Consider the following 25,481-nt stretch of genomic DNA (forward strand, 5'->3'; position numbering starts at 1 on the left):
CCCGTACTGGCATCTATGGTGAGTCCGTTTGGAAGTCCCATTGCGCTATAGGTCAATGCATCCGACTCTGGGTCTGTTGCGCTGATCTGTAGGGTGATGGCTTCGCCTTCGATATTGGTCTGTGCCCCTGGGTTGGTCACCACTGGTGCGCCGTTCACGGCAGCGGCAGTGATGGTCCAAGTAAAGGTCACCTTGGTACTCTCTGATGGCGTGCCATCATCGGTTACCGTAACCTCTACCGTATACGGACTGTTGGTCGCACTGCCCGTGGCGACTGTTCCGCTGATCAATCCCGTACTGGCATCTATGGTGAGTCCGTTTGGAAGTCCCGTTGCGCTATAGGTCAATGCATCCGACTCTGGGTCTGTTGCGCTGATCTGTAGGGTGATGGCTTCGCCTTCGATATTGGTCTGTGACCCTGGGTTGGTCACCACTGGTGCGCCGTTCACGGCAGCGGCAGTGATGGTCCAAGTAAATGTCACTTTAGTGCTCTCTGATGGCGTGCCATCATCGGTTACCGTAACCTCTACCGTATACGGACTGTTGGTCGCACTGCCCGTGGCGACAGTTCCGCTGATCAATCCCGTACTGGCATCTATGGTGAGTCCGTTTGGAAGCCCCATTGCGCTATAGGACAATGCATCCGACTCTGGGTCTGTTGCGCTGATCTGTAGGGTGATGGCTTCGCCTTCGATATTGGTCTGTGCCCCTGGGTTGGTCACCACTGGTGCGCCGTTCACGGCAGCGGCAGTGATGGTCCAAGTAAAGGTCACCTTTGTGCTCTCTGATGGCGTGCCATCATCGGTTACCGTAACCTCTACCGTATACGGACTGTTGGTCGCACTGCCCGTGGCGACAGTTCCGCTGATCAATCCCGTACTGGCATCTATGGTGAGTCCGTTTGGAAGCCCCATTGCGCTATAGGACAATGCATCCGACTCTGGGTCTGTTGCGCTGATCTGTAGGGTGATGGCTTCGCCTTCGATACTGGTCTGTGCCCCTGGGTTGGTTACCACTGGTGCGCCGTTCACGGCAGCGGCAGTGATGGTCCAAGTAAAGGTCACCTTGGTACTCTCTGATGGCGTGCCATCATCGGTTACCGTAACCTCTACCGTATACGGACTGTTGGTCGCACTGCCCGTGGCGACAGTTCCGCTGATCAATCCCGTACTGGCATCTATGGTGAGTCCGTTTGGAAGCCCCATTGCGCTATAGGACAATGCATCAGATTCTGGATCTGTTGCGCTGATCTGTAGGGTGATGGCTTCGCCTTCGATATTGGTCTGTGCCCCTGGGTTGGTCACCACTGGTGCGCCGTTCACGGCAGCGGCAGTGATGGTCCAAGTAAATGTCACTTTAGTGCTCTCTGATGGCGTGCCATCATCGGTTACCGTAACCTCTACCGTATACGGACTGTTGGTCGCACTGCCCGTGGCGACAGTTCCGCTGATCAATCCCGTACTGGCATCTATGGTGAGTCCGTTTGGAAGTCCCGTTGCGCTATAGGTCAATGCATCCGACTCTGGGTCTGTTGCGCTGATCTGTAGGGTGATGGCTTCGCCTTCGATATTGGTCTGTGCCCCTGGGTTGGTCACCACTGGAGACATATTAGTTGGATCAGGTTCTACCGTTATCGTTATCTCATCTGAACTAGAGTCATTTTCATCATCGGTAACTGTCAAATTAAAAACATAGGTTCCAACAATTAAATCATTTGCTGTTAAATCTGCAGTATCAGCCCCGACCAAAGTTGCGGTATTAGGCCCACTTATCTGAGTCCATAAGAAAGATACCGAACCTCCATCGGGGTCATTACCTGAACCATTTTGAGTTATTGAATTCTCTGGTAAAACTATGGTTTGGTCTAATCCGGCATTCACGTTTGGTGGTCGTGATTCAATCACTTCCAATCCAGAAATCTTAGGGTATTCTTTGACAGGAATTAAATTTACCGTTAAGAAGCCATCATTTACGGCAATATTCGTAAATGTTTCAATTACGGCAGTGGCTGCTCCACCTGCTGCTGCAACAATGTCATAGTTTTCAATGCGTTTGGTTCCGTTTTCTATATCAATTGTAAACACCCTAGACCCAACACCACCTGCAGATGCCGGTTCAATAACAGCATAATAGATTTCCGCAAAATGCAATCGTACATTGTGTAACCCATTAGTTACTGGAATTTCATAGGTTAAACCAGCTGGGTCAGTACTAAATCGTTCTGTTTGATATAATGCATCATTATCTGTGTTATCTATGGGCGTAACATTCTCAAATTCACCTCCGCCTGAATAATACTGATCCGCATCCCAAAGCTCTCCATTAAAATTCAAGTCTGGACCACCAGAGTTAATACGCACTGCCTGGGCTTCGTTCGCAACTGTAAGTGTCATCTCATCAGAAGCCGAAACATTATCATCATCAGTTGCAATCAGCTGAAAAATATAGGTACCTTCAATTAAATCAGAAGCGATCAGGTTATCAGTATTTGCATTCGTTAATATCGCAGTATTTGGACCACTTATCTGAGTCCATTGATACTCATTAATCACTCCTCCATCAGGATCATAAGCAGAACCATCTAAAACTATTGAAGAATTAGGCAATGAAATTGTCCTCGCTCCTCCTGCATCAACAATTGGAGGTAAAGAACTTCCTCCACTAAGCATTACTTCTATTCCAGAAACCTTGGGAAAATTGACGACACCCGTAAATGTTATTGTCAAAAAGCCATCATCTACTACTATACCCATAAAATGTTCTATTACTGCAGTTGCACTTCCACCAGCGGCCACTACGATATCATAGTTGGTTAGTTGTTTCTGACCATTTTCAATGGACACATTAAATACACGGGAACCTTCTCCTCCAGAAGAACCCGCACCTAATACGCCAAAATAAATTTCAGCAAAATGAAGATTAAGATCATAAGTACCAGATTCAACAGGGATATTATAAACCAATGTACCAGACGATGTGTAACGTTCTGTTTGATATAATTGGTCATTGGAAGTGTTTGCAATTTTAATAACCTTGGTTGATGAGTCTCCCGAATTATAAAATTGATCTTCTGACCATTCAAACGTTTCGAAAGTAAATTCAGGACCACCTGAATTTATTCTTATAGCCAAAACTTCTGCCAGAACACTGACGGTTACTTCATCAAATGCGGAGTCATTTTCATTATCAACAGCTGTTAATCTAAAAATATAATCACCTTCAATAAGATTGCTAACCGTCAACTCCGCTGTAGTGTTCCCGTTTAATGTTGCTGTATTTGGTCCACTTATTTGGGTCCATTCATAACTAGTGATAACACCACCATCCGGATCATAAGCTGACCCGTCTAAAACAACTGTATTAGTAGGTAGCGTTAATACTTGATCGTCTCCCGCATCCACAATTGGAGGCATTGAACCACTACCACTCACAAACACTTCAATTCCTGATATCTTTGCTGAATTCTCAACAGACGTTAGCGTAATTGTTAAAAAACCATCTTCAACATTGATATTATTAAAATTCTCAATTACTGCTGTTGCACTTCCACCCGCAGCCACAATGATATCATAATTAACAAGTTCATATTGCCCATTTTCTATGCTAACATTAAATACTCTTGAACCCTCACCACCATCTGCGCCGTCGCCTGGAACGCCAAAATATATTTCAGCAAAATGCAGGTTCAGATCGTATGTGCCTGATGGTACCGGAACTTCATAAACCAATATTCCAGAAGTATCATATCTTTCGGTTTGATAAAGTTGGTCATTGCCTGTGTTTGCAATCTGAATAGTATTTGAAAAGGAATCACCACCATTATAATACTGATCTTGAGACCAATCAATCGTTTCATAAGTATAATCAGGGCCACCTGAATTAATTCTAATTGCCGCCATTTGTGGCATGACACTAATTGTAACTTCATCAAAAGCGGAAACATCCTCGTCATCAGTGACCGTTAATCTGAATACATAATCACCTTCAATTAAATTATTGGCAGTAAGTTCAGCTGTAGTAGCACCACTTAATGTTGAGGTATTTGGTCCGCTAATTTGTGTCCATAAATATGACACCTCACCACCATCAGGATCACTTGCTGTTCCTGTTAACACAACCGTATCTGTAGGTAAATATAATTCCTGATCTTCACCTGCATCTACAATTGGAGGCAAAGAACCACTCCCACTCATCGACACTTCAATACCTGATATTTTGGCTGAATTTTGTATAGAAGTTAAGGTAATTGTTAAAAAACCATCTTCTACATTTATATCATTAAAATTCTCAATTACAGCCAGAGCACTTCCTCCTGCAGCTACTATTATATCATAATTGATAAGTTCATGTTGACCATTTTCAATATTTACATTAAACACTCTAGAACCTTCACCCCCATCAACCCCATCGCCAGGTACTCCAAAATAAATTTCTGCAAAATGCAAATTCAGATCGTAAGTGCCTGATGGCACCGGTATCTCGTAAACCAATGTTCCAGATGTATCATATCTTTCCGTTTGGTATAGTTGATCATTATCTGTATTTCCAATTTCCAACATGTTTGAATAGGAATCACCTCCAGTGAAATATTGATCTTGAGACCAGTCAGTTGTATCATAGGTAAAGTCAGGACCACCTGAGTTAATTCTTATTGCCGCCATTTGTGGCTTTACGCTTATGGTAACATCATCAAAAACTGAAACTCCCTCATCATCAGTTATGGTCAATCTAAATACATAGTCACCCTCAATTAAATTATTGGCAGTAAGCTCTGCAGTTGCATTACCACTTAATGTTGCGGTATTGGGTCCGCTAATTTGCGTCCACATATAAGTTATTTCACCACCATCAGGATCACTTCCAGACCCCATTATTACAACTGTATCGGTAGGCAAAAACACTTCTTGATCGTCACCAGCATCTGCTATTGGATCTTGTTTCAATATGACTGATGTATTTTCGTAAATACGTGGGCCTTTATCATTAATCCATCCGTTGGATATAATATCTAAATCCCCATCATTATCAATATCTGTAACCATTGCGCCGTCATGATGTTCAAGATTTAAGGCACCGTCATTTATAATATGTGTATTCCATCCACCAGAATTACAAAGATCGTTTTCAAATGCAATGAGTCGCTTACTGTTAAGCCATTCTCCTACAACAATGTCCATATCACCATCAAAATCAATATCAATGGCAAACACACTAAGACTACCTGAGACGGTGTCGCTTAAGAGGTGCTTTATCCAGGGTTGTGTTGGGTCTTCGGGTGCTTCGAACCAAGCAAATTCATAGCGCGTGGAATCGCCACCTAGGCCAAGTTGGCCAACAACGCCATCAAGTCTTCCATCACCATTAAAATCGGCTAATTGAATCCTATCAGGCGTAGTTGAGTATGTAATACCAGTAGAAAATGTGGTCCATACACCACTGCCGTCGTTTCTTAACCAATTAATGCCTTGAAAAAGATCTAAATCGCCGTCACCGTCAATGTCGCCAGCTTTAATATCCTCTCCGGAAGAATCCGAACTGATATCTATCAAAGTCCAAGTTCCAGTAGTAGGATCTGCCGTTGGCGTGAGCAATTGTACAGGAGAACCAGTATCTTCTGCACCGTTCCAATTAATAGCCATTTGGTAAGCAAAACCTAATCCGAAATCACCCCCGGCAATTCCCGCTAGGAAAGGTTCAGAATACGTTGTATTACCCGCTGGAATATTGTTGTAAACTGTAAAATTACCTGAACCATCATTCTTTGCCCACATTAATTGTGCGCCTTGATATTCGCTACCAGAGGCACCTATTTGGGTCCCTAAAAGATCTAAATGGCCATCGCCGTCAAAGTCATATACATGAACTACATTGCCAAAATTGCCACCAATGGTATTTTTAATCCAATTTCCAGAGGCTGAGCCCGGATTTTTATACCACCAACCACCAGTAACGATGTCATTTAACCCATCGCCATCTAGGTCATAATCAGGAATAGTATACACTGCGGTATATTCGTGTGGATCTAAAATATGAACGTCCCAAGAATCTGGAAAGACGGTAGAATTACAAACGGCTTGGTCTGTAACAGCAACCATGATTTCATCAAAAACGCCCGTGGGAACATGGATTGCATCATAAAGTTCAAGTCGAATTACGTGACTACCTACATTAAGACCTTCAATTGTTAGAGGGTCATAACTGTAGTGAGGTCCTATCACTACACCATCTATAGAATAGTGCATATGCGTATCGCCTTCAGCAATCATCCAATTATTGACCCTAAAATTAATGTCAAAAGTCTGATTAACATTTGCTCCGTTCTCAGGGTTTAAAATGGTGATTTTAGGTTCAAGGTTAAAAGTGTCTGGCGACAAAATTTCTAATGCCGATAATTTTGCACTATTTGTTACACCCTCAAACTCAATATTAACAAAACCATCTGTTACAGAAACATTATTAAACTCCTTAATTAATGCGGTAGCTGGATCAGTTTCTGAGAGGATATCAAAATTATCCAATACAGTTATACCCTCAATTTTCACATTAAACACACGTGAACCCGGCCCCCCACTAGTTTCAACCCCGAAATAAAGTTCAGCAAAATGGAGCCTAATATCATACGCTCCTGCGGCAGACACAGGAATGGTATAGGTAAAGTTACCATAGCGCTCAGTTTGGTATAGCTCATCATCTGCAGTACCTGCAATTGGTGTATCATTAGTATAAGGGGTTCCTCCAAGAAAGTTTTCGTCTGCAATGAAATTTTCTGAATCATATATTACATCTGGACCTCCCGCGTTGATTCTGATGGAACTTATGGTTGAAAATGAATAACTATCCGTAACTATTGAAAATTCAGATGTGTTTTCTACATTCTGAATCTGAAGGTTATATACTATATCTGAACTTAAAGAAGATACATCTAATAACACAGTACGTCCATCTGATTGGAGCACCGCTGAGGTAATTGTGATTCCATTATCCAGCGTATAATTGGTCAACTCTTCGGCTGTCTCTTTTGTAACGTATTCAGAGAAAACAATTTTTACTTGAGTATTGCCAATTGGAGAAACGCTAACCACTAATGGTGGTGTATTGTCAGTAGATACCCCTACTCCTAAAAATTCGACATAATTTAAATTGAATTTCTGGTTAGGATCCGTGAACTTAAATACAAAGAAAATATCATTCTTTCCCTCAGGAACAGGGAATGTAGATTCCACAGCTGTCCAAGAATTAATACTACCCGTACTAGGCACGATAGTGGTGGCTAACAACGGACCCGTGGGACCGCCTGTTCGAAACTCAATAATACCACCCCCTACTGCAGCGGCTACCTTATATTTTACAGCCTCCATATTGACAAGGTTTCTTCCAGAAAACGATATATACCCGTTATTACTTACCTCAATAGCTTTAAATCCACCTTCCAACGGATCAGTATTCGGGATTATAGTCGTTCCACTTTGAGTATCAAAAAACTCGGCCTCTTTCCGTTTTGGATGCAGCTTGATTTGATCAAAAGCGGTTAGTCCACCACTATCCGTATAATTGGCATTTAAGACAAAAAATAAATTCATATCACCATCAGCGCCGTGCGAGTTCCCATCATCCAACCTAATGGTTTGTGGACAACCACTTAATGTATTATCATCATGAAAATGATTTAGATGCCCTAAAGATGGTACCAAATTGACATCAGTACAATCAATTACACCATCCTCAACATCAGAAACTAATAAGTTAAAAGAAATATCATCCTGCCAATTCATTAATCCTCCATCAGGGGGTGAGATAAAATTAAATAGGGCAGCATTATTTCCAGCGTGAATTGTTATATTATTGACACCAATGCCTCCGTTACCATCATTAACCTGTAATCTGACATTATATGTACCAGCAACAGTATAGGTATGTGATGGGTTAGCTTCAGTATAATCAACTACTCCATCCCCATCAACATCCCATTCATACGTCAATGATAAATCTCCATTAGGATCAGTGGTACCTGCACTTGAAAAGTTAACAACTAATGGCAAACTACCATTATCAGGCGTTGCTGAAATTTTCACGTTAGGTGGTGCATTGGTAGTAATACCAGTATAATCGACCCTAATCAATCTTCCTGTTCCAACATTTTGTGGACAACAGCCAGTTCCATAAGCCAATATGTACATTTTACCATCTGGACCAATAGACATATCTATAAAACCATTAAAAGTGTTGGAATTTCCAGGAAAAACTCCAGGAGCAAACCTATTATTAGAAATAACATTTCCTTGCGCATCCATTTTTACTGCCCATATTCTACTTGTATTAAAGTCATAATAGAAGAAAGCGCCGTCAAATTCTATTGGAAGCCTTTGTTGGTCTGTTAGATTATTATCATAATAGTATATGGGGCCAGCAAAATGGCTCATATGTGCAAAATCAATCCAAGCAGGTATGGCTGCGGGCAAATCAGTAGCTCCTGTGTTCCATGTTGAAGTATTTTGTGGCGCAGAAGGATCATTATAATATGGTGATGGACTTCTATAAGGTATTTCGTAGGCATCGTTATTTACCCCGGAAAAATATGGCCATCCGTAATTTCCAGAAGATTTAGTTAAATTCATCTCATCCAACCCTGCAGGACCTAGTTGACTTGGTTCATCAGCATCAGGTCCCACTTCACCCCAAAACAGCCAATCTGTATTATGTTTATCTACAAAAATTCTGTACGGATTTCTAGCACCCATAACGTAAATTTCCGGTTTGGTTAAAGGTGTGCCTGCAGAAAAAAGATTTCCTGTTGGAATTGTGTAAGTACCATCAGGTTGCGGCGTAATTCGTAATATTTTACCTCTGAGATCATTGGTATTGGAAGAGGATTTCTCAGCGCTAAAATCAGGATTGGTTTCATTCCAAGCAGCATAAAGATTGTCATAGCCGGAGTTATCACCAGTAGCGATATAAAGATTTCCATCAGAATCAAAATCCATGCCTCCGCCCGAATGAAATTTTGCGGTGCGAGACGTGGTCCACTCAAGCAATATTCTTTCCGAACCAACATCCAAATAATCCCCATTCATCTCAAATCGAGAGACGCGGTTCACACTTTTATTTGCAGGCGAATAGGTTAAATAAATAAAATTGTTGGATAGAAAATTAGGATCAAAAGCAATTCCAAGCAATCCGTCTTCCAGTTCATGGAACACTGATAAAGATCCGGCCGATACAGAGGTTTGGGAGTCCGTTTTATAGATAATAACCTCCCCATAACGATCCAAAATAAAGATGCGCCCATCAGGTGCAAACTTCATGGTTGTGGAATTTTTAAGACCTGTAAGCAAGTCCACTTGTTGAAATTCATTTTCAAGTGATGGTGGAAGTTGAGCCAGTAACGTACTACTTAACAACAATAAAAGTGCCAACACACTGAAATGCTTAGTCTTTAATGAAACTATTTTGATAGGATTAAGACAAGAATTACCAATCAATAAAATCACATTGATACATTTTATAAAGAAATAAGGTTTTGGGAGTAATTTTGATTTCATAATTAACTGCTTAAGAAAGGGATTTGGTTTTATATAATAAATAGGCAATAGCTTAATAAATATAGCCCATTATTAATTTTTACATAATATACCGCCTACTTATTCGTTAAAAACGAGAGGTTTACCGTTTAACTACAAGGTAACTTTCTGAAATGCAAGAGTAATGATTACGGACGTAATTTAAAGACATTCCGTATTTTAAAATAGAACCTAAACATAACGGACTTCATGGTAAGTAATCAGAAACTTAGCATATGATTGTTAATTATTGAACGATATACGTTATAAAAAATCCTTTTACACCATGGCAACCTGAGATGAAAGAAATTTATGAAATTTGGACTTTCGTCACTTCAGTCGTCGACACAAAAAAGGATCAAATCCAATTTTTGCATAAACACAACAATTGTTCTTGATCCGTTCTAGATCCGATTAAAAGTTAAATACAAAAAAAAATCCATTCGTTAAGAATGGATTTTTTAATATAAATTATGATTGTTTCTTTATGACAAAGAAGCAATATGTAATGCTAAGCCTGATTTTAAATTAGCCGCTTTGTTAGAATGAATAATATTCTTCTTAGCTAATTTATCAATCATTGCTGAAACTGCAGGAAACATTTCTTGTGCTTCTTTTGCATCTTCCATTTCGCGTAATTTCTTGATAGCATTACGAGTTGTTCTATGCTTATACCTGTTGGTTAAACGCTTAGACTCACTACTTCTAATTCTTTTTAATGCTGACTTATGATTTGCCATTTTCTTTCCTTCTTATTAAAAAATTGTAGCCCGTAGGGGAATCGAACCCCTCTTACCAGGATGAAAACCTGGCGTCCTAACCGATAGACGAACGGGCCATTTGTTTTATTTAAAGTGCAAATTAATAACAATTTTTATCAATATGCAACCTTTTCAAATGAACTCACAACATTTGTTGTGAACCTGTCCAACATTAAAGATGATTATTAATGTCTTTCAGCGGGTGCAAAAATACAACTATTTTTAAATGTTGCAACACCTAAACAAACTTTTTTTAAAAAAATTTAATACGCTTTCGCAAACAGCACTCTACCAGTAGATGGATTGCCCGTAAACACACACTTTCCTGCCTCTTTTTCTTGGTCTAAAGGCACACATCTTATGGTTGCTTTTGTTATTTCTTTAATCTTATCTTCGGTTGCTGCAGTTCCATCCCAATGAGCTGAGATAAAACCAGTTTTGATGTTTAAAACTTCTTTGAATTCTTCAAAGGTATCCACTTTAGTAATGTGCGTGTTTCGGAATTCGAGCGCTTTATCAAATAAAGAGTCCTGAATTTCTACAAGCAAATTATCTATTTTAGACGACAACCCATCCATAAATACATTTTCTTTTGACAACGTATCTCTACGGGCAAGTTCGACGGTCTTATTTTCCAAATCTTTAGGTCCAATTGCGATGCGTAGTGGTACACCCTGCAATTCGTATTGGGCAAATTTAGCTCCTGGACGTTGGGTTGTACGGTCATCATACTTACAACTAATGCCTTTTGCTCTTAGTTGGCTCATTAAATCTTTTGCTACCTCGCCTATTTGCTTCAATTGCTCGTCCGTTTTATGAATAGGTACAATCACCACCTGAATTGGCGCTAAATTAGGAGGTAATACTAATCCTTTATCATCACTATGTGTCATAATTAGAGCACCCACCAAACGGGTAGAGACACCCCAGGATGTTGCCCACACATAGTCTAGCTTTCCCTCATTGTTTGTAAATTTAACATCAAAAGCTTTTGCAAAATTTTGCCCCAAAAAGTGAGAGGTTCCAGCTTGAAGTGCTTTACCGTCTTGCATCAAAGCTTCAATACAATAGGTTTCCTCTGCACCCGCAAATCGTTCGCTTTCTGTTTTAACGCCCTGAATTACTGGGATAGCCATAAAATTTTCAGCAAATTTGGCATATACTTGATTCATTAATTGCGCTTCCGCCAGGGCTTCTGATCGCGTTTCGTGGGCGGTATGACCTTCTTGCCACAAAAATTCGGCAGTTCGTAAGAATAATCGTGTCCGCATTTCCCAACGCACCACATTGGCCCATTGGTTTATTAGTATTGGTAAATCTCGATAACTTTGAATCCAACCTTTATAAGTATTCCATATAATAGCTTCGCTAGTTGGTCTCACCACAAGTTCCTCTTCCAATTTGGCTTCAGGATCAACACGTAATTTTCCTGGATTGTCAGGATCATTCTGCAATCTGTAATGCGTGACCACAGCACACTCTTTTGCAAAGCCTTCGGCGTTTTTTTCTTCTGCTTCAAATAGACTCTTAGGCACAAAAAGGGGAAAATAAGCATTTTGATGCCCCGTTTCTTTAAACATCCTATCTAACTCAGCCTGCATTTTTTCCCAAATTGCATAACCATATGGCTTGATGACCATACACCCCCTAACTGCCGAATTTTCAGCCAGATCAGCCTTGACCACAAGTTCATTATACCATTTGGAATAATCGTCTGCTCTGCTTGTAAGATTTTTACCCATTACCTGTGTTTTGGCACAAAAGTTGTGCTTATGTTAATTAAATAAATAGTTCGACAAAACTAACTATTTTTGTAATGTTCAACAATAAAAACAAATAGATATGCAATTTTATACTTACTTATATAGCAAATTGCCATTCTTTGTTGCACTAAGCTCTATTTTCTTTTTAGCTTCTTGTGGCTCATACCAGTACGCTGGTTATGACAATGATGGTATTTATAGATCAGAATCCTCTCAGGGACAGCGCTATGAAGAAGCTCCTCAAACTTATTATGAAGACACAAGAGCCAATAACAGTAATTATTACAAAGACTATTTTGGTCAAAAATCTCAGGAATTCGAATATTTAGCACAAACCGATGATGTTATTTTTACGGATATAGATTCTTATCAGGGTAATTACACTGATGAGAATGGCGCTATTGTATATGAAGAAGGTTATGCTGGTTGGGGCCAAGAAAATCAAGATATTGATATCACCATTAATTACAACACTAACAGATGGTACCCTTATAGCCGATTTGGCTATTATAATCCTTACCGTTATTGGAGGTATTCTGGATGGGGTTACTCAGGGTTCTATGATCCATTTTACGGGCCTTATGGTTACTATGCTGGTTATTATCCCTACTATGGTTATGGGTATGGTTACGGCCATTATTACGGGCATGGATATTATCCTTACTATGGCTACCACTACAATCAAAATTATTATAGAAATAGTAGGAATTATGCCTACAGCAACAGCAGACGCGGATCGGCCTATTCCAATACCTACAGACCATCCTCTATCTTAAGTAGAAATTCGTCTTCTACCATCAATCGACGATCTTCTACTTTAAATAGATCCAATTCCAATGTTAATAGAACGAATACCACCATTAATAGACGAAATTCAGTACGCTCCTCTGATTCAAGAATACGCACCAATAGCTCAAACAGTACGTACAGAAGAAGTAATACTAATAGCCGGGTGAGAACTAGCGCTCCTAATAGAACGGTTCAGCCAGCTACAAGAACCAGATCAAACAATAGAGTGCAACCCTCTAGTAGAACACGAAGTAATAATAGTGGATCGAGAACAAGAAGCAGTGGCTCCACCAGAGGTGGCGGAAACAGTGTTTCTACCCCAGTCAGATCGTCGAGCAATTCAAGTTACTCACCATCAACTACCAGTTCTAGACCAACCTCATCTGTGAGAAGTTCAAGTAGCAGCTCGTCAAGATCCTCAACTCCAACCAGAAGTAGTTCAGGCGGATCATCTAGACGTGGCGGTATATAACACTCAAAATTTTAAAAAATTAATCATATGAAAAAGTTAAATTTACTATTCATAGCGGCTCTTTCTATGTCCAATATGATGGCTCAGGATATTACTGATGCAATTAGATATTCTCAGGACGAAATTCAAGGAACCGCTCGTTTTAGAAGTATGGGCGGTGCATTTGGAGCTCTCGGCGGCGATATGTCAGCCGTTAGTATCAATCCAGCGGGGTCCTCTATTTTTATAAAAAGTCATGCTTCCATTTCCATCTCTAACTTAAGCACTAAAAATTCTCTAAATTATTTTAACGGCGCAAATGCTTCAACCGATTCTAAATTTGATTTGAATCAAACCGGAGCCACTTTTGTCTTTAATAATCTGAATTCTAATTCTCCATGGCGCAAATTTGCCTTGGGAGCTGCGTACGATAAGCTTTCTAATTTTGATAATAATTGGAATGTGAGAGGGGTCAATAACAATGGCCAATCAATAGGTGATTATTTTCTTAGCTACGCTCAAGGATTACGATTGGATCAAATTTCTGCCCTAGATAACGAAAGCTTGTCTACCGCATACTCTGAAATTAACACAGCTTATGGTTTTGGCAATCAACAAGGGTTTTTAGGTTATGAGTCTTACATTATTGAGCCTAATTCAAATGATGATGACAATACTATTTATTATTCAAATATCGTTGGGAACAATTTTGACCAGGAATACACATATGCCTCTACGGGCTATAATGGTAAATTCAGTTTTAATGCCTCAACACAATACGGCGATAACTTATATTTTGGACTGAATTTAAATTCTCATTTTATTAATTATGAAAAGTTTACGGATTTGTATGAAACCAACGCTAATGCAGGCTCATTAGTAAAAAGCGTCCGATTTCAAAATGGACTTTCTACTATTGGAAGCGGATTCTCATTTCAATTTGGTGCTATTGCAAAGGTTAACGAAAGTTTACGCTTGGGGTTATCTTACAATTCTCCCACTTGGTATACCATATCTGAAGAAACGACACAGTACTTAGGCACTGTAAGAAATGAAAATGGTTCTAGTGAAACCCAAATCATTGATCCATTTGTTATAAATGTATACCCAGATTACAAACTACAAACACCAGGGAAAATTACTGGCAGCTTGGCCTATGTTTTTGGAGATCAAGGACTCATCAGTTTCGATTATTCGAGAAAAGATCATGGAAGCACAAAATTCAAACCCACATCTGACCCTTATTTTTCTGTACAGAATGGTATAATGGATGATGAATTAAAAAATGCATCCACGTATAGAATTGGCGGTGAGTATAGGGTTAAACAACTTAGTTTGAGAGGTGGTTACAGATTGGAAGAAAGTCCTTATAAAAACGATTCATTCTACGGAGACCTAAATGGCTATTCATTAGGTTTAGGTTATAATTTTGGCAATGTAAACTTAGATTTAGCTTACGACCACTCACAAAGAGAGTATAACCAAAAACTCTATACAGTGGGTTTAACTGATGCCGCATTTATAGATTCTACTGTAGACAATGTCACTTTAACATTAGGCTTTACTTTATAACAATTAGCTTAACTTGTATACCACCAAGCATCCTTAAAAAAGGATGCTTTTTTTAGTACTCTTAACTATAGGTGAATAATGAATCATTGCTTCCATAATAACTAAACAGAAATAACATTGAGATATAACTACGATACTTCGCAATAAAATATCTTAGCCAATGCTATGATTTTATATTTGTTTATCTTTGCAACTTATTTCAATTAAAACACGCCATTGACAACGTAAGGGCTGCTGATGGATTTACAAAAACACTATGAATACAGATAAAAATATACAAGATATTGATGCTTTGGGCGAAAATCACGTAGGCACATCTGCAGATACACCTATGCGAAGTGATGCCTTTAAGCTTTCATCTGATGAAAAAATAGATATAATTAAAGATGATGTAAGACATATCATGGAAACCTTAGGATTAGACCTTACTGACGACAGCCTAAAAGGAACACCATTACGTGTGGCAAAAATGTTTGTAAAGGAAATCTTTGGAGGTCTAAGTCCTGACAAAAAACCCAACGCGTCAACTTTTGAAAATAAATATAAGTATGGTGAAATGTTAGTTGAAAAAAACATCACCCTCTACTCCACCTGCGAACATCATTTGTTACCAATTGTTGGTAAAGCGCATGTGGCCTATATTAGTAAAGGTACCGTTGTTGGACTTTCAAAAATGAACAGGATTGTAGACTATTTTGCAAAAAGACCTCAAGTTCAGGAACGTTTAACAATACAGATAGTACAGGAACTCCAAAAGGTTTTGGGCACAGATGACGTAGCTTGTGTGATTGATGCAAAGCATTTATGTGTTAATTCCCGAGGAATTAGAGATATTGAGAGTAGCACGGTCACTTCAGAATTTGGTGGTGCTTTTAAAAATCAGGATACGCGTCGCGAATTTTTAGATTATATTAAATTAGATACACATTTCTAAAAAAATCGCTCAACAGTATTAATTGACATCTTCAATAAAACAAAACGCTACAATGCATCTTTACAATAAACAACACATCAAAATCTATAACTCCCTATCAGGAGAGAAAGAACTATTTACACCTATAAGCGAGGGTTACGTTGGCATGTATGTTTGCGGCCCTACGGTATATAGTAATGTGCATTTAGGAAATGTAAGAACATTTATGTCTTTTGATGTGATTTTCAGATATCTTAAACATCTAGGATATAAGGTGCGTTTTGTAAGAAATATTACCGATGCTGGGCATTTAGAAAATGATGCCGATGTTGGCGAAGACCGTATTGCCAAAAAAGCGCGCTTAGAAGAAATTGAACCCATGGAAGTTGTACAACGTTATACTGTTGACTTTCATAATATCTTAAATAAATTCAATTTTTTACCGCCAAGTATAGAACCTACGGCAACGGGTCATATTATTGAGCAGATTGAAATTATCAAAAATATTCTTGATAAAGGACTCGCTTACGAAGTTAACGGATCCGTATATTTTGATGTTTTAAAGTATAATGAAACGAAACCTTACGGGATTTTAAGCAAGCGTAATGTTGAAGATTTGATGCACAATTCGCGTGAGCTTGACGGTCAATCAGACAAGAAAAACCCTCAGGATTTCGCACTGTGGAAAAAAGCGGAACCACAACACATTATGCGTTGGCCTTCGCCTTGGAGTGATGGGTTTCCAGGTTGGCATTTGGAATGTACTGCCATGAGTACCAAATATTTGGGCGAGCAGTTTGATATCCATGGTGGTGGAATGGATTTAAAATTTCCTCATCACGAGTGCGAAATTGCTCAGGCAGAAGCCAGCAATGGTAAGGCACCAGTGAATTATTGGATGCACGCCAATATGTTGATCATGAATGGCAAGAAAATGGCCAAGTCTACAGGAAACTTCATCTTACCCACCGAAATTTTTACTGGAGACAATCCTCATATTACCAAATCATTTTCACCAAGTGTTGCGCGATTTTTCATGCTTCAAGCCCACTATAGAAGCATTTTAGATTTTACAAATAACGGTCTTTTAGCAAGTGAGAAAGGCTTTTTCCGATTGATGGATGCTATTAACGCGTTGGACGATTTAAAATCAGCAGGCACCTCAACATTCGACATTAAAGAATGGCAACAGAAATGTTACGACGCCATGAACGACGATTTCAATTCGCCAATCCTCATTGCTAATTTATTTGAAGCCGTTAAATTTATCAATCAGATAAAGGAAGGAACGGCATCACTATCACAGGATGATTTAGATTTGCTAAAATCTACAATTCATACTTTTGTGTTTGACGTTTTAGGATTGGTTAATGTAAAGGAGTCTGAAAATGGAACGGATAAACTTTCAGGAGCTGTAGAATTATTGATCCAATTAAGACAAGAAGCGCGAGCTAATAAGGATTTTGGTATGTCTGATAAAATTCGTGATGAATTGGCAGCAGCAGGAATCCAATTAAATGACGGTAAAGAAGGCACAACCTTTACGACCAACTAAATTTGTTACCAATAAATATTAGGGATTTCTGTTTTTTTCACTAGTATAAACCAGTTTTCAATCAACAATTTAAGACTTTGAAGAAAATTTTAACATACCCTTTTTTGTTGTTGATAAAATTGTATCAAAACTTTATCTCGCCTTTAACACCAGCAAGCTGTAGGTATCAACCAACATGTTCGCAGTATACCAAAGAAGCCTTAGAACGACATGGTCTTTTTAAGGGCGGTTGGTTGGCCACAAAACGTATACTTAGCTGTAACCCATGGGGCGGTAGTGGCTACGATCCAGTACCTGGTAAACATAAACATTAAGCATTATAGTTTTCCTGCCTAAATTTTTATTTACTTACAACTTTTGACTTTACAACTCCTATTATAATCTCAGTTATAACACCCCCCTCCTAAAGCTTTTGTAAATTTTAAAAGCATTCGCGCTTATTACTTTTCAAAATATTATATTTACCCTTCTAATTAAATTATACAGCATGCACGCACTTAAATTTGTCTGGGATCCTACCAAAGGCATCGATATTCTTGGTTTTACATTACACTTTTACAGTATGATGTGGATTGTTGCTTTCATTTTAGGCTTCTTTATTATGAAGCGTATTTACAAGCATGAAAATCAATCTGAAGAATCCTTAGATTCCTTATTTATTTATTCTGTAATAGGTATTATGTTGGGTGCACGATTAGGACATGTTATATTTTATCAACGCGAATTGTTCAGTGAAGATTTCTTTAGCATATTTCTACCGGTTAAATTTAAAGGCGGTTTCGAATTTACCGGTTTTCAAGGTTTAGCGAGTCATGGTGCAGCTATCGGGATGATTATCTCCATGTACCTGTACAACAAAAAAGTATTAAAAAAATCAGTGCTCTGGATTCTAGATCGCGTGGTCGTTCCTGTAGCGGCTGGCGCTGTATTTGTACGATTAGGAAATTTTATAAATTCTGAAATTGTAGGAAAACCAACAGGCACTGATTTTGGAGTTGTTTTTGTTCAAAACGGGGAAGCTTTTCCAAGACATCCAGCGCAGCTTTATGAAGCATTTTGCTATGTTTTTGTATTCATTGCACTTTGGTTTTTCTACTGGAAAACTAAAAAAAGCGAGCAACAAGGTTTCCTTTTCGGACTCTTTTTAGTCCTACTATGGGCTATCCGCTTTTTTGTAGAATTCATGAAAGAACCGCAAAGCGAGCATGAATATATTGCTACCTCAGCGCTCAATACAGGTCAGATGCTCAGTATCCCGTTTATACTTATTGGATTATATTTCATGTTTATGTACAAACCAAAAAAACAACTCGCCTAATGAAATTACATGCATTTAAAATAGCAGCAATGTTAACTTTGGGTGCTTGCTGCATTCCATTACAAAGTTGTAAGGAAGAGCAAAAAACGATAAAACCTGTTGTTGTCGAATTTAAGAAGGAAGGGGAATTAATACTCAAAAAAGCTAATGACAGCATCGTTAAAACACTAGATATTGAAATTGCTGATGATGATTACCAAACCCAAACAGGCTTGATGTATCGTGACCAAATGGATATGGATAAAGGAATGCTTTTCGTATTTCCTGAGGAGGAATACAAATCTTTCTATATGAAGAATACCAAAATTGCTTTAGATATTATTTATATAGACCGTAATAAAAATATTGTCAGCTTTCAAAAAAATGCAGAACCTTTTAGTGAAACCTCTTTGCCTTCCGATGCTCCAGCTAAATATGTATTGGAAATTAATGCAGGCCTAGCCGATAAATGGCAACTGGAAGTTGGTGATAAGATTGAATACAAAAGAATCGATTAAATAAAAGCTGAAGTTAAACACATATTAACTTCAGCTTTTATTTTTAGATCCAGTTTCCACCCTCGGTAAGTTAAATTAACGTCATCTTTACTGTTTTCCAGTACAATTGGACGCTGTCCTTTTATTCTCCTCGATATAATGTCATTTTAAAGATAATAATCCCATTTCAACACGATTATACAACTAAACCTTAGAAAAAAGCGTTCTAAGCAATTATTTAAAACTTTCAAGTCTTGTCAGAATCCTTCAACTACAGATTTTTTGATTCTATAGAGCACAAAAAAAGGCCACTCTGGGTGGCCTTTCTGTACTAAGATTCTAAATGATGTTATATTTTAGAATTCTCATCCAATGTTTCACCTTTATCTTTTAAAGTGTCATACATTAATGGAGTTGCAACAAATATAGAAGAGTATGTACCTACTACGATACCTACAATAATTGCAAACAATAATCCTCTTAACGAGTCTGCACCTAATAAGAACATCGCCAATAACACTACTAAAGTGGTTAAAGACGTATTCAAGGTTCTACTGACCGTGCTGTTAATTGCAAAGTTGATATTCTTACCACCTTTAAATCCACCACGCTCTAGTATAGTTTCTCTAATTCTATCAAAGATAATTACAGTATCATTTAAGGAGTATCCAATTACAGTCAAGATTGCTGCAATAAATGCTTGGTCAATTTCCATTGAAAAAGGCATAAATGAATAGGTCATTGAGAAGATTCCTAATACAATAATCACATCATGGAATACAGCTGAAACCGCACCCAATGAGAATTGCCATCTCTTGAAACGTAATAAGATATAAAGGAACACCACTACCAATGATCCTAAAACAGCCCATAACGACTCCTTTTTGATATCATCAGCAATTGTTGGACTCACTTTACTTGAGAACATTTTTCCGATTTTCTTATCATCAGAACCTACTTTAAATTCATCATAAGTAATCCCTTTTGGAAGGTAGGGTCTTAAAGTTTCAAAAAGTTCTGATTGTACCCTTTCATCAGCTTCAGCAGTATTTTCATCAACTAAATACTTAGTAGAAATCTTAAGTTGATGAGAACTTCCAATAGTTTTCACTTCAGCACTTCCAAAAGCTGCCAAAACATCTGCTTTAACTTCTTCAGGATTTACATCTTGAGCAAAACGAACTTGATATGTTCTACCTCCAACAAAATCAATTCCTTCATCTAATCCTTTAGTGAATAAAGAGAATAAACTTAGCACAATAGCTACCGAAGAAATAACGTAAGCAACTTTCCTTTTATTGATAAAATCAATATTCATGTTTTGGAACAATCCCTTTGTTACAGAGGTTGTAAAAGTTAAACCTTTACCTTTATTGATGTACCAATCTACCAATAATCTTGTGATGAATATGGCTGTAAATAATGACGTTACGATACCAATGATTAAGGTTGTAGCAAATCCTTTAATTGGACCTGTACCAAATACGAATAAGATAATAGCCGTTAACAAGGTTGTAATATTTGCATCTAAAATTGAAGACAAAGCATTACTAAATCCGTCTTTAATAGCTTCGGCTTGCCCTTTTCCTTTGGCCAACTCTTCCTTAATACGTTCAAAAATAAGAACGTTCGCATCAACCGACATACCAATTGTCAATACAATACCTGCTAAACCAGGAAGCGTCAATACTGCTCCTAATCCGGATAATACTCCAAAAATTAATAAGATGTTTAATAATAGGGCAATATCAGCAAATAAGCCGCCTTTACCATAGTACATCACCATCCACACCAATACTAATGCCAAGGCAATTAAGAACGATGTGGTACCACTTTCAATAGCTTCTTGACCTAAGGATGCACCTACTTCATCAGCTTGAACGATTGCCGCTTTAGCAGGAAGTTTACCAGCTCTTAATACGTTAGCTAAGTCAATCGCTTCATTAAGCGTAAACGATCCAGAAATCTCTGAATTTCCACCAGAAATTGGGCCTGTAGTTACTCCAGGAGCAGAATACACAATATCATCAAGAACAATAGCGATTTGGCTTTGTTGAGCATAAGCTTTTCCAGTCATTTCTTCCCAAATCTTGGCTCCCTTACTGTTCATTTGCATGCTTACAGAAGGTTGATTTCTCTGGTTGTAGGCCTGACGTGCATCCGTAATAACAGCACCACTTAACTCTGGTGTGTTTTCTCTATTGCCTTTGATGGCATATAAATCAACAAATTCACTTCCTTTTGCTTGAATACCCCAGGCAAATTTAACATAACGTTGGTCTACTGGCAATAATGAGCGTACCTCTGGTCTGTTTAAGTAAGACATGATTTTATCCTTGTCTTTCGCTTCAAATGTTGCTACAACAGGTCCGCCAGAACCGTATCCTCTTAATAAATCTAAAATTGGGTTTTCGCCAACTTCAGTAGAATCAGCAGATGTCACCCCTGTTAATTCTTTAATTTTACTATCAGCGTCATCAATGGTATCTGTTACAACCTCAGAAGCTGCTATTTCGTTTTGAGCAGTTTTATTTACTAATGGCTTTAAAGCCTCATTGGCTTGCGCCAAAAACGGAAGAAACTCTTCGCCTCTGTAAACATCCCAAAACTCTAATTGGGCTGTACTTTGCAACAGGTTTTTAACACGCTCAATATCTTTAGCTCCAGGTAGCTCTACAAGAATACGACCTGTGTTGCCCAACCTTTGTATATTTGGAGAAGTTACCCCAAACTTATCGATACGTTTACGCAATACTTCAAAAGCTGAAACAATAGACTCATCAACTTTTTGTTCAATAATTGGTTGAACATCTTTGTCAGTCATATCAAATGTGATATCCTCGCTTAAGGTTCTGTTCGCAAAAATATCAGGTGAGGCCAATTTTTGATTCCCTTTGATTTTATCAAAAGCAATAAAAAAGTCTTCTACATAAGAATTTTGACTATTTTTTTGAAGCTCAGAGGCATCATCTAATGCTTTATTGAAGACAGGGTCTTTACTATTGTTTGAAAGTCCTTTTAAGATGTCTTTTACAGAGATTTCAAGAATAACGTTAATCCCTCCTTTAAGGTCAAGACCCAAATTCATGGCTTTATCTTTTACCTCATTGTAGGTAAAACTTGCAATTCCTAAATCAAAAACTTCTTGATTTGATAATGAATCTAGGTATCTAGTTTCGTCCTCTGCCCTTTGCGTAGGGTCGTCAGATTTAAGTGCTGCGATTTCTTCAGCACGATCTTCAATTTGGTTAGCCTTGAATGTAAATGATAATTGGTAAATACTCACCAATCCAAATAATACAGCAAACAGCTTTACTAATCCTTTGTTTTGCATTACTTTATTTGTTTTAAGTCAATTTTTTTAACGCGCAAATATAGAATTTACGGCGGATTTGACAATTGTTTTTTTATGAATATGTACGATTGGCGTACCATGTATAAAGTCAAACTGAAAGCCGACTATTAAGTAGTATACAATGGTTAAGAAGAATAGAACAGAAGAATGTATCGTACCAGAACGCTTCCACTCCTAGGTAAGGGGACCAGCTCTGACCTCTGGAATTTTATGTAAGTTATCATCATTTTTTATAGCGATGTAACATTGAATAGCAACCTTAATTTTAAGTATTGGGCCATTGTCATCGTTATAGCTATTCTCCGAAGGAATGTGAAAATTAGGATTTACAAATCTGTATTGTCCTGACTTAAGTTCGACCGCACAATTACCTCCTAAATTAGATACAGAATTTTGACCATCTTGAATTTCATAAATATCAAGATTATATGCAAAAGATTCATTTTGAGAAGGCAGTTGTAATGGTTGATCAGAAGTTTTGTTTGAAACGAGGCCCAAAGCGAGCTCTTTTTGTTTCGAAAGCAATGCTTTGATGCTTTCCACATTGGTATCACTGTAATAGCTGATAACCATTTTACCATCTTCCTGTTCGCTTACATGAATATAAACAACCCCTATGCGCTCCAATTGTTGCTCTACTATGGCAATAGTTTGTTGCGCATCCCTAGTAGAGATGTCCGCATCACTAAATTGCAATACAATTTCCTGATTAGGAACCGTGGCCTGTTGCTGCCCTAAGATACCGCCCAATACAGCTATAAAAATCAATGCTGCACTAAAATACCATTTCGGGTGTATATGGATATGTGTAATACGTTTCAACAGTTAAAATTTATGTCCATTAGATGATTTCTAAATGGAATTTTACAACGGACATTCAAGCGGCAAATATATAAAAAATAATCCCGAAAGCTATCGGGATTATTTATACAGTTTTAAGGTTCTATTATTTTCGCTACAAAGCTTTACATTCCGATAAGGTTATCAGTTTTTGTATACCCTTCAGGTGGCGTCATATTGAATTTGTCATCAGAGACTTTTTCTGCTTTTACCTCAGTTACTTCAGTTACTAGGTTTAAATTAAATCCTTGTTGCGCTAACGCTAAGGACATATACATAGGAAAACCTTTAAAATCTTCTCCAAACGCTGCTGTTTGTTGTGATATGGCGTGTAATTTATCAGTTGCATAAATTGCACCTGTAACATCAGCCCCGTCTTTTTTCATGGTCACGTTGTACTTTACACATTCATAACCTAAAAAAGTCTTGGTTTCAGTAGTTTTTTCGATAGTTATGTTTTCAAGATCAGCTTCAGAAGGAGTCATATCAGTTTCCATATACTTCTTACCAATCATCGCGTTATCCATTAGCATTAATGATTTTTGTGTAGCGACATCCCCAATAAAGATTGATGTACCAGTCATAGGGTTACTGGTCTCAGAACGTGTTTTGTCATCCTTAAAATAAGTAGTTGTAATCATATCGCCCAACATGGCCAATTGCGCATTCATTTGTTCATTGTCACTAGACATGGTTTGTTTTGACACAACCACACCCTCAGTAATTTGTTCCTGGGCAAATATGGTCACACTTAAGGTGAAGGCTAATATTAGAAGTAATTTTTTCATAGTTTAATTTTTATTTTATTTTATATGGCAATATATTAATTTCTTTAGCCACTTAATTAGATCGGAATTAAAACTTTAAGTGCCCGAGCAACTTTGCTGAAGTCTCTCATAGAAACGAAATGACTTCAGCGCATCACTTAGGCACTTAAAATTTATTATAGATTTTCTAATTACAGCAAATCATTCGTTTTACGAACGCCTTCAGCACTTTCTTGCATGTGTGCTTTTTCAGCATCGTTCAATTCGATTTCTACAATTTTTTCGATCCCGTTACGACCTAAAATGACTGGAGCACCAATACAGATATCATTTAATCCATATTCACCTTCCAATAATACTGAACAAGGGAACATTTTCTTTTGATCGCAAGCAATTGCTTGAACCAATCCGCTAACTGCTGCTCCAGGAGCGTACCATGCTGAAGTACCTAATAATTTAGTAAGTGTAGCACCACCAACTTTAGTCTCTTCCATTACTTGGTTCAATCTATCTTCTGATAAAAATTCAGATACAGGAATACTATTACGAGTTGCCAAACGTGTTAACGGCACCATACCGGTATCGCTATGACCACCAATCACCATCCCGTCAACATCGCTGATTGGAGCCTCTAAAGCTTCTGCCAATCTGTATTTGAAACGTGCAGAATCTAATGCACCACCCATTCCTATAATTCTGTTCTTAGGTAGATCAGTAGATTTATGAACCAAATAAGTCATTGTATCCATAGGATTACTCACTACGATGATGATCGTATTTGGGGAATTCTTAATCAAGTTTGAAGAAACATCCTTTACAATTCCAGCATTAATCCCTATCAATTCTTCGCGAGTCATTCCTGGTTTACGTGGTATTCCTGAAGTAATCACACAAATATCACTGTCTGCAGTTTTAGAATAATCGTTAGTGACGCCTGTAATTTTGGTGTCAAAACCGTTTAAAGAAGCGGTCTGCATTAAATCCATAGCCTTACCTTCAGCAAAACCTTCTTTAATGTCCAATAAAACAACTTCACTTGCAAAATTTTTAATTGCGATATATTCCGCGCAGCTTGCCCCGACGGCTCCTGCTCCAACTACTGTAACTTTCATGTGTTTAAGTTTAAAAAATTAAGATTAAATGTTCCACAAATTTAACATATTTAAACCATAAAATATTTAAGATTGTCTTAAAAGGAGAAAAATATTTCATACTGTAGCGACCCTATGATCCCTTGAAAATAATTTTTCCAGACCACAGTTATTTTAAATGAGAAAACCTCCTTTTTTTTAAAGGAGGCTTCTTGTTATCAATGTTTAAGTATAATGGAATTTTTAAATTTCCATTTAAAAGATTCATACCTC

General features: G+C 38.1%; 14 protein-coding genes and 1 tRNA gene. 7 read left to right on the forward strand and 8 right to left on the reverse strand.

The window, feature by feature from the left end; all coding sequences use genetic code 11:
- The 4 genes from BXY82_RS13845 to proS form a co-directional block, all read right to left on the reverse strand.
- Nucleotides 1-9,539, reverse strand: a 9,539-nt coding sequence (locus tag BXY82_RS13845; RefSeq protein ID WP_133758838.1) for a malectin domain-containing carbohydrate-binding protein, incomplete at its 3' end; no start/stop codon positions are given.
- A gap of 503 nt (nucleotides 9,540-10,042) precedes the next feature.
- Nucleotides 10,043-10,297: a 30S ribosomal protein S20 gene (gene rpsT, locus BXY82_RS13850; protein WP_133758839.1), complete on the reverse strand. Its 255-nt coding sequence runs from the start codon at nucleotides 10,295-10,297 to the stop codon at nucleotides 10,043-10,045.
- 26 nt (nucleotides 10,298-10,323) lie between these two features.
- Nucleotides 10,324-10,395 (reverse strand) — tRNA-Glu (locus BXY82_RS13855).
- A 186-nt stretch (nucleotides 10,396-10,581) separates the two neighbouring features.
- Nucleotides 10,582-12,060 (reverse strand): proline--tRNA ligase, encoded by a 1,479-nt coding sequence (gene proS, locus BXY82_RS13860; protein ID WP_133758840.1) that lies wholly within the window; start codon nucleotides 12,058-12,060, stop codon nucleotides 10,582-10,584.
- A gap of 100 nt (nucleotides 12,061-12,160) precedes the next feature.
- Here proS and BXY82_RS13865 point away from each other — a divergent pair, with 100 nt between their 5' ends.
- The 7 genes from BXY82_RS13865 (at nucleotide 12,161) to BXY82_RS13895 (ending at nucleotide 19,176) form a co-directional block, all read left to right on the forward strand.
- Nucleotides 12,161-13,342, forward strand: coding sequence for a hypothetical protein (locus BXY82_RS13865; RefSeq protein WP_133758841.1), 1,182 nt, complete (start codon nucleotides 12,161-12,163; stop codon nucleotides 13,340-13,342).
- A 27-nt stretch (nucleotides 13,343-13,369) separates the two neighbouring features.
- Nucleotides 13,370-14,893 carry an OmpP1/FadL family transporter gene (locus BXY82_RS13870; protein WP_133758842.1) on the forward strand — a complete coding sequence of 508 codons (1,524 nt, stop codon included), beginning with the start codon at nucleotides 13,370-13,372 and terminating at the stop codon, nucleotides 14,891-14,893.
- A gap of 256 nt (nucleotides 14,894-15,149) precedes the next feature.
- On the forward strand, nucleotides 15,150-15,827 hold the full coding sequence (folE, locus tag BXY82_RS13875) for a GTP cyclohydrolase I FolE (RefSeq protein WP_133758843.1): 678 nt from the start codon (nucleotides 15,150-15,152) through the stop codon (nucleotides 15,825-15,827).
- Nucleotides 15,828-15,879: 52 nt separating this feature from the next.
- Nucleotides 15,880-17,361, forward strand: a complete 1,482-nt coding sequence (gene cysS / locus BXY82_RS13880; protein WP_133758844.1) for a cysteine--tRNA ligase — start codon at nucleotides 15,880-15,882, stop codon at nucleotides 17,359-17,361.
- A 77-nt stretch (nucleotides 17,362-17,438) separates the two neighbouring features.
- Nucleotides 17,439-17,675 carry a membrane protein insertion efficiency factor YidD gene (gene yidD, locus BXY82_RS13885; protein ID WP_133758845.1) on the forward strand — a complete coding sequence of 79 codons (237 nt, stop codon included), beginning with the start codon at nucleotides 17,439-17,441 and terminating at the stop codon, nucleotides 17,673-17,675.
- Between the two features lie 173 nt (nucleotides 17,676-17,848).
- Nucleotides 17,849-18,679 (forward strand): prolipoprotein diacylglyceryl transferase, encoded by an 831-nt coding sequence (lgt, locus tag BXY82_RS13890; protein ID WP_133758846.1) that lies wholly within the window; start codon nucleotides 17,849-17,851, stop codon nucleotides 18,677-18,679.
- The gene (locus tag BXY82_RS13895; protein WP_243835853.1) at nucleotides 18,679-19,176 is read left to right on the forward strand and encodes a DUF192 domain-containing protein; all 498 of its coding nucleotides are present in this window, start codon (nucleotides 18,679-18,681) and stop codon (nucleotides 19,174-19,176) included. Before lgt ends, BXY82_RS13895 begins: the two co-directional genes overlap by 1 nt.
- A 328-nt stretch (nucleotides 19,177-19,504) precedes the next feature.
- Here BXY82_RS13895 and secDF read toward each other — a convergent pair whose 3' ends face one another.
- The 4 genes from secDF to mdh all read right to left on the reverse strand — a co-directional run bounded on the left by secDF (nucleotide 19,505) and on the right by mdh (nucleotide 25,229).
- On the reverse strand, nucleotides 19,505-22,489 hold the full coding sequence (gene secDF / locus BXY82_RS13900) for a protein translocase subunit SecDF (RefSeq protein WP_133758847.1): 2,985 nt from the start codon (nucleotides 22,487-22,489) through the stop codon (nucleotides 19,505-19,507).
- A gap of 195 nt (nucleotides 22,490-22,684) precedes the next feature.
- Entirely contained in the window at nucleotides 22,685-23,332 is a 648-nt protein-coding gene (locus tag BXY82_RS13905; protein WP_133758848.1) for a hypothetical protein, read from the reverse strand.
- A gap of 143 nt (nucleotides 23,333-23,475) precedes the next feature.
- Complete coding sequence (locus BXY82_RS13910; RefSeq protein ID WP_133758849.1) at nucleotides 23,476-24,138, reverse strand: hypothetical protein; 663 nt, start codon at nucleotides 24,136-24,138, stop codon at nucleotides 23,476-23,478.
- 170 nt (nucleotides 24,139-24,308) lie between these two features.
- On the reverse strand, nucleotides 24,309-25,229 hold the full coding sequence (gene mdh, locus BXY82_RS13915) for a malate dehydrogenase (protein ID WP_133758850.1): 921 nt from the start codon (nucleotides 25,227-25,229) through the stop codon (nucleotides 24,309-24,311).
- Between the last annotated feature and the right edge of the window lie 252 nt (nucleotides 25,230-25,481).

Origin of the sequence: Gelidibacter sediminis (assembly GCF_004364975.1) — a bacterium.
Lineage (GTDB): Bacteria > Bacteroidota > Bacteroidia > Flavobacteriales > Flavobacteriaceae > Gelidibacter > Gelidibacter sediminis.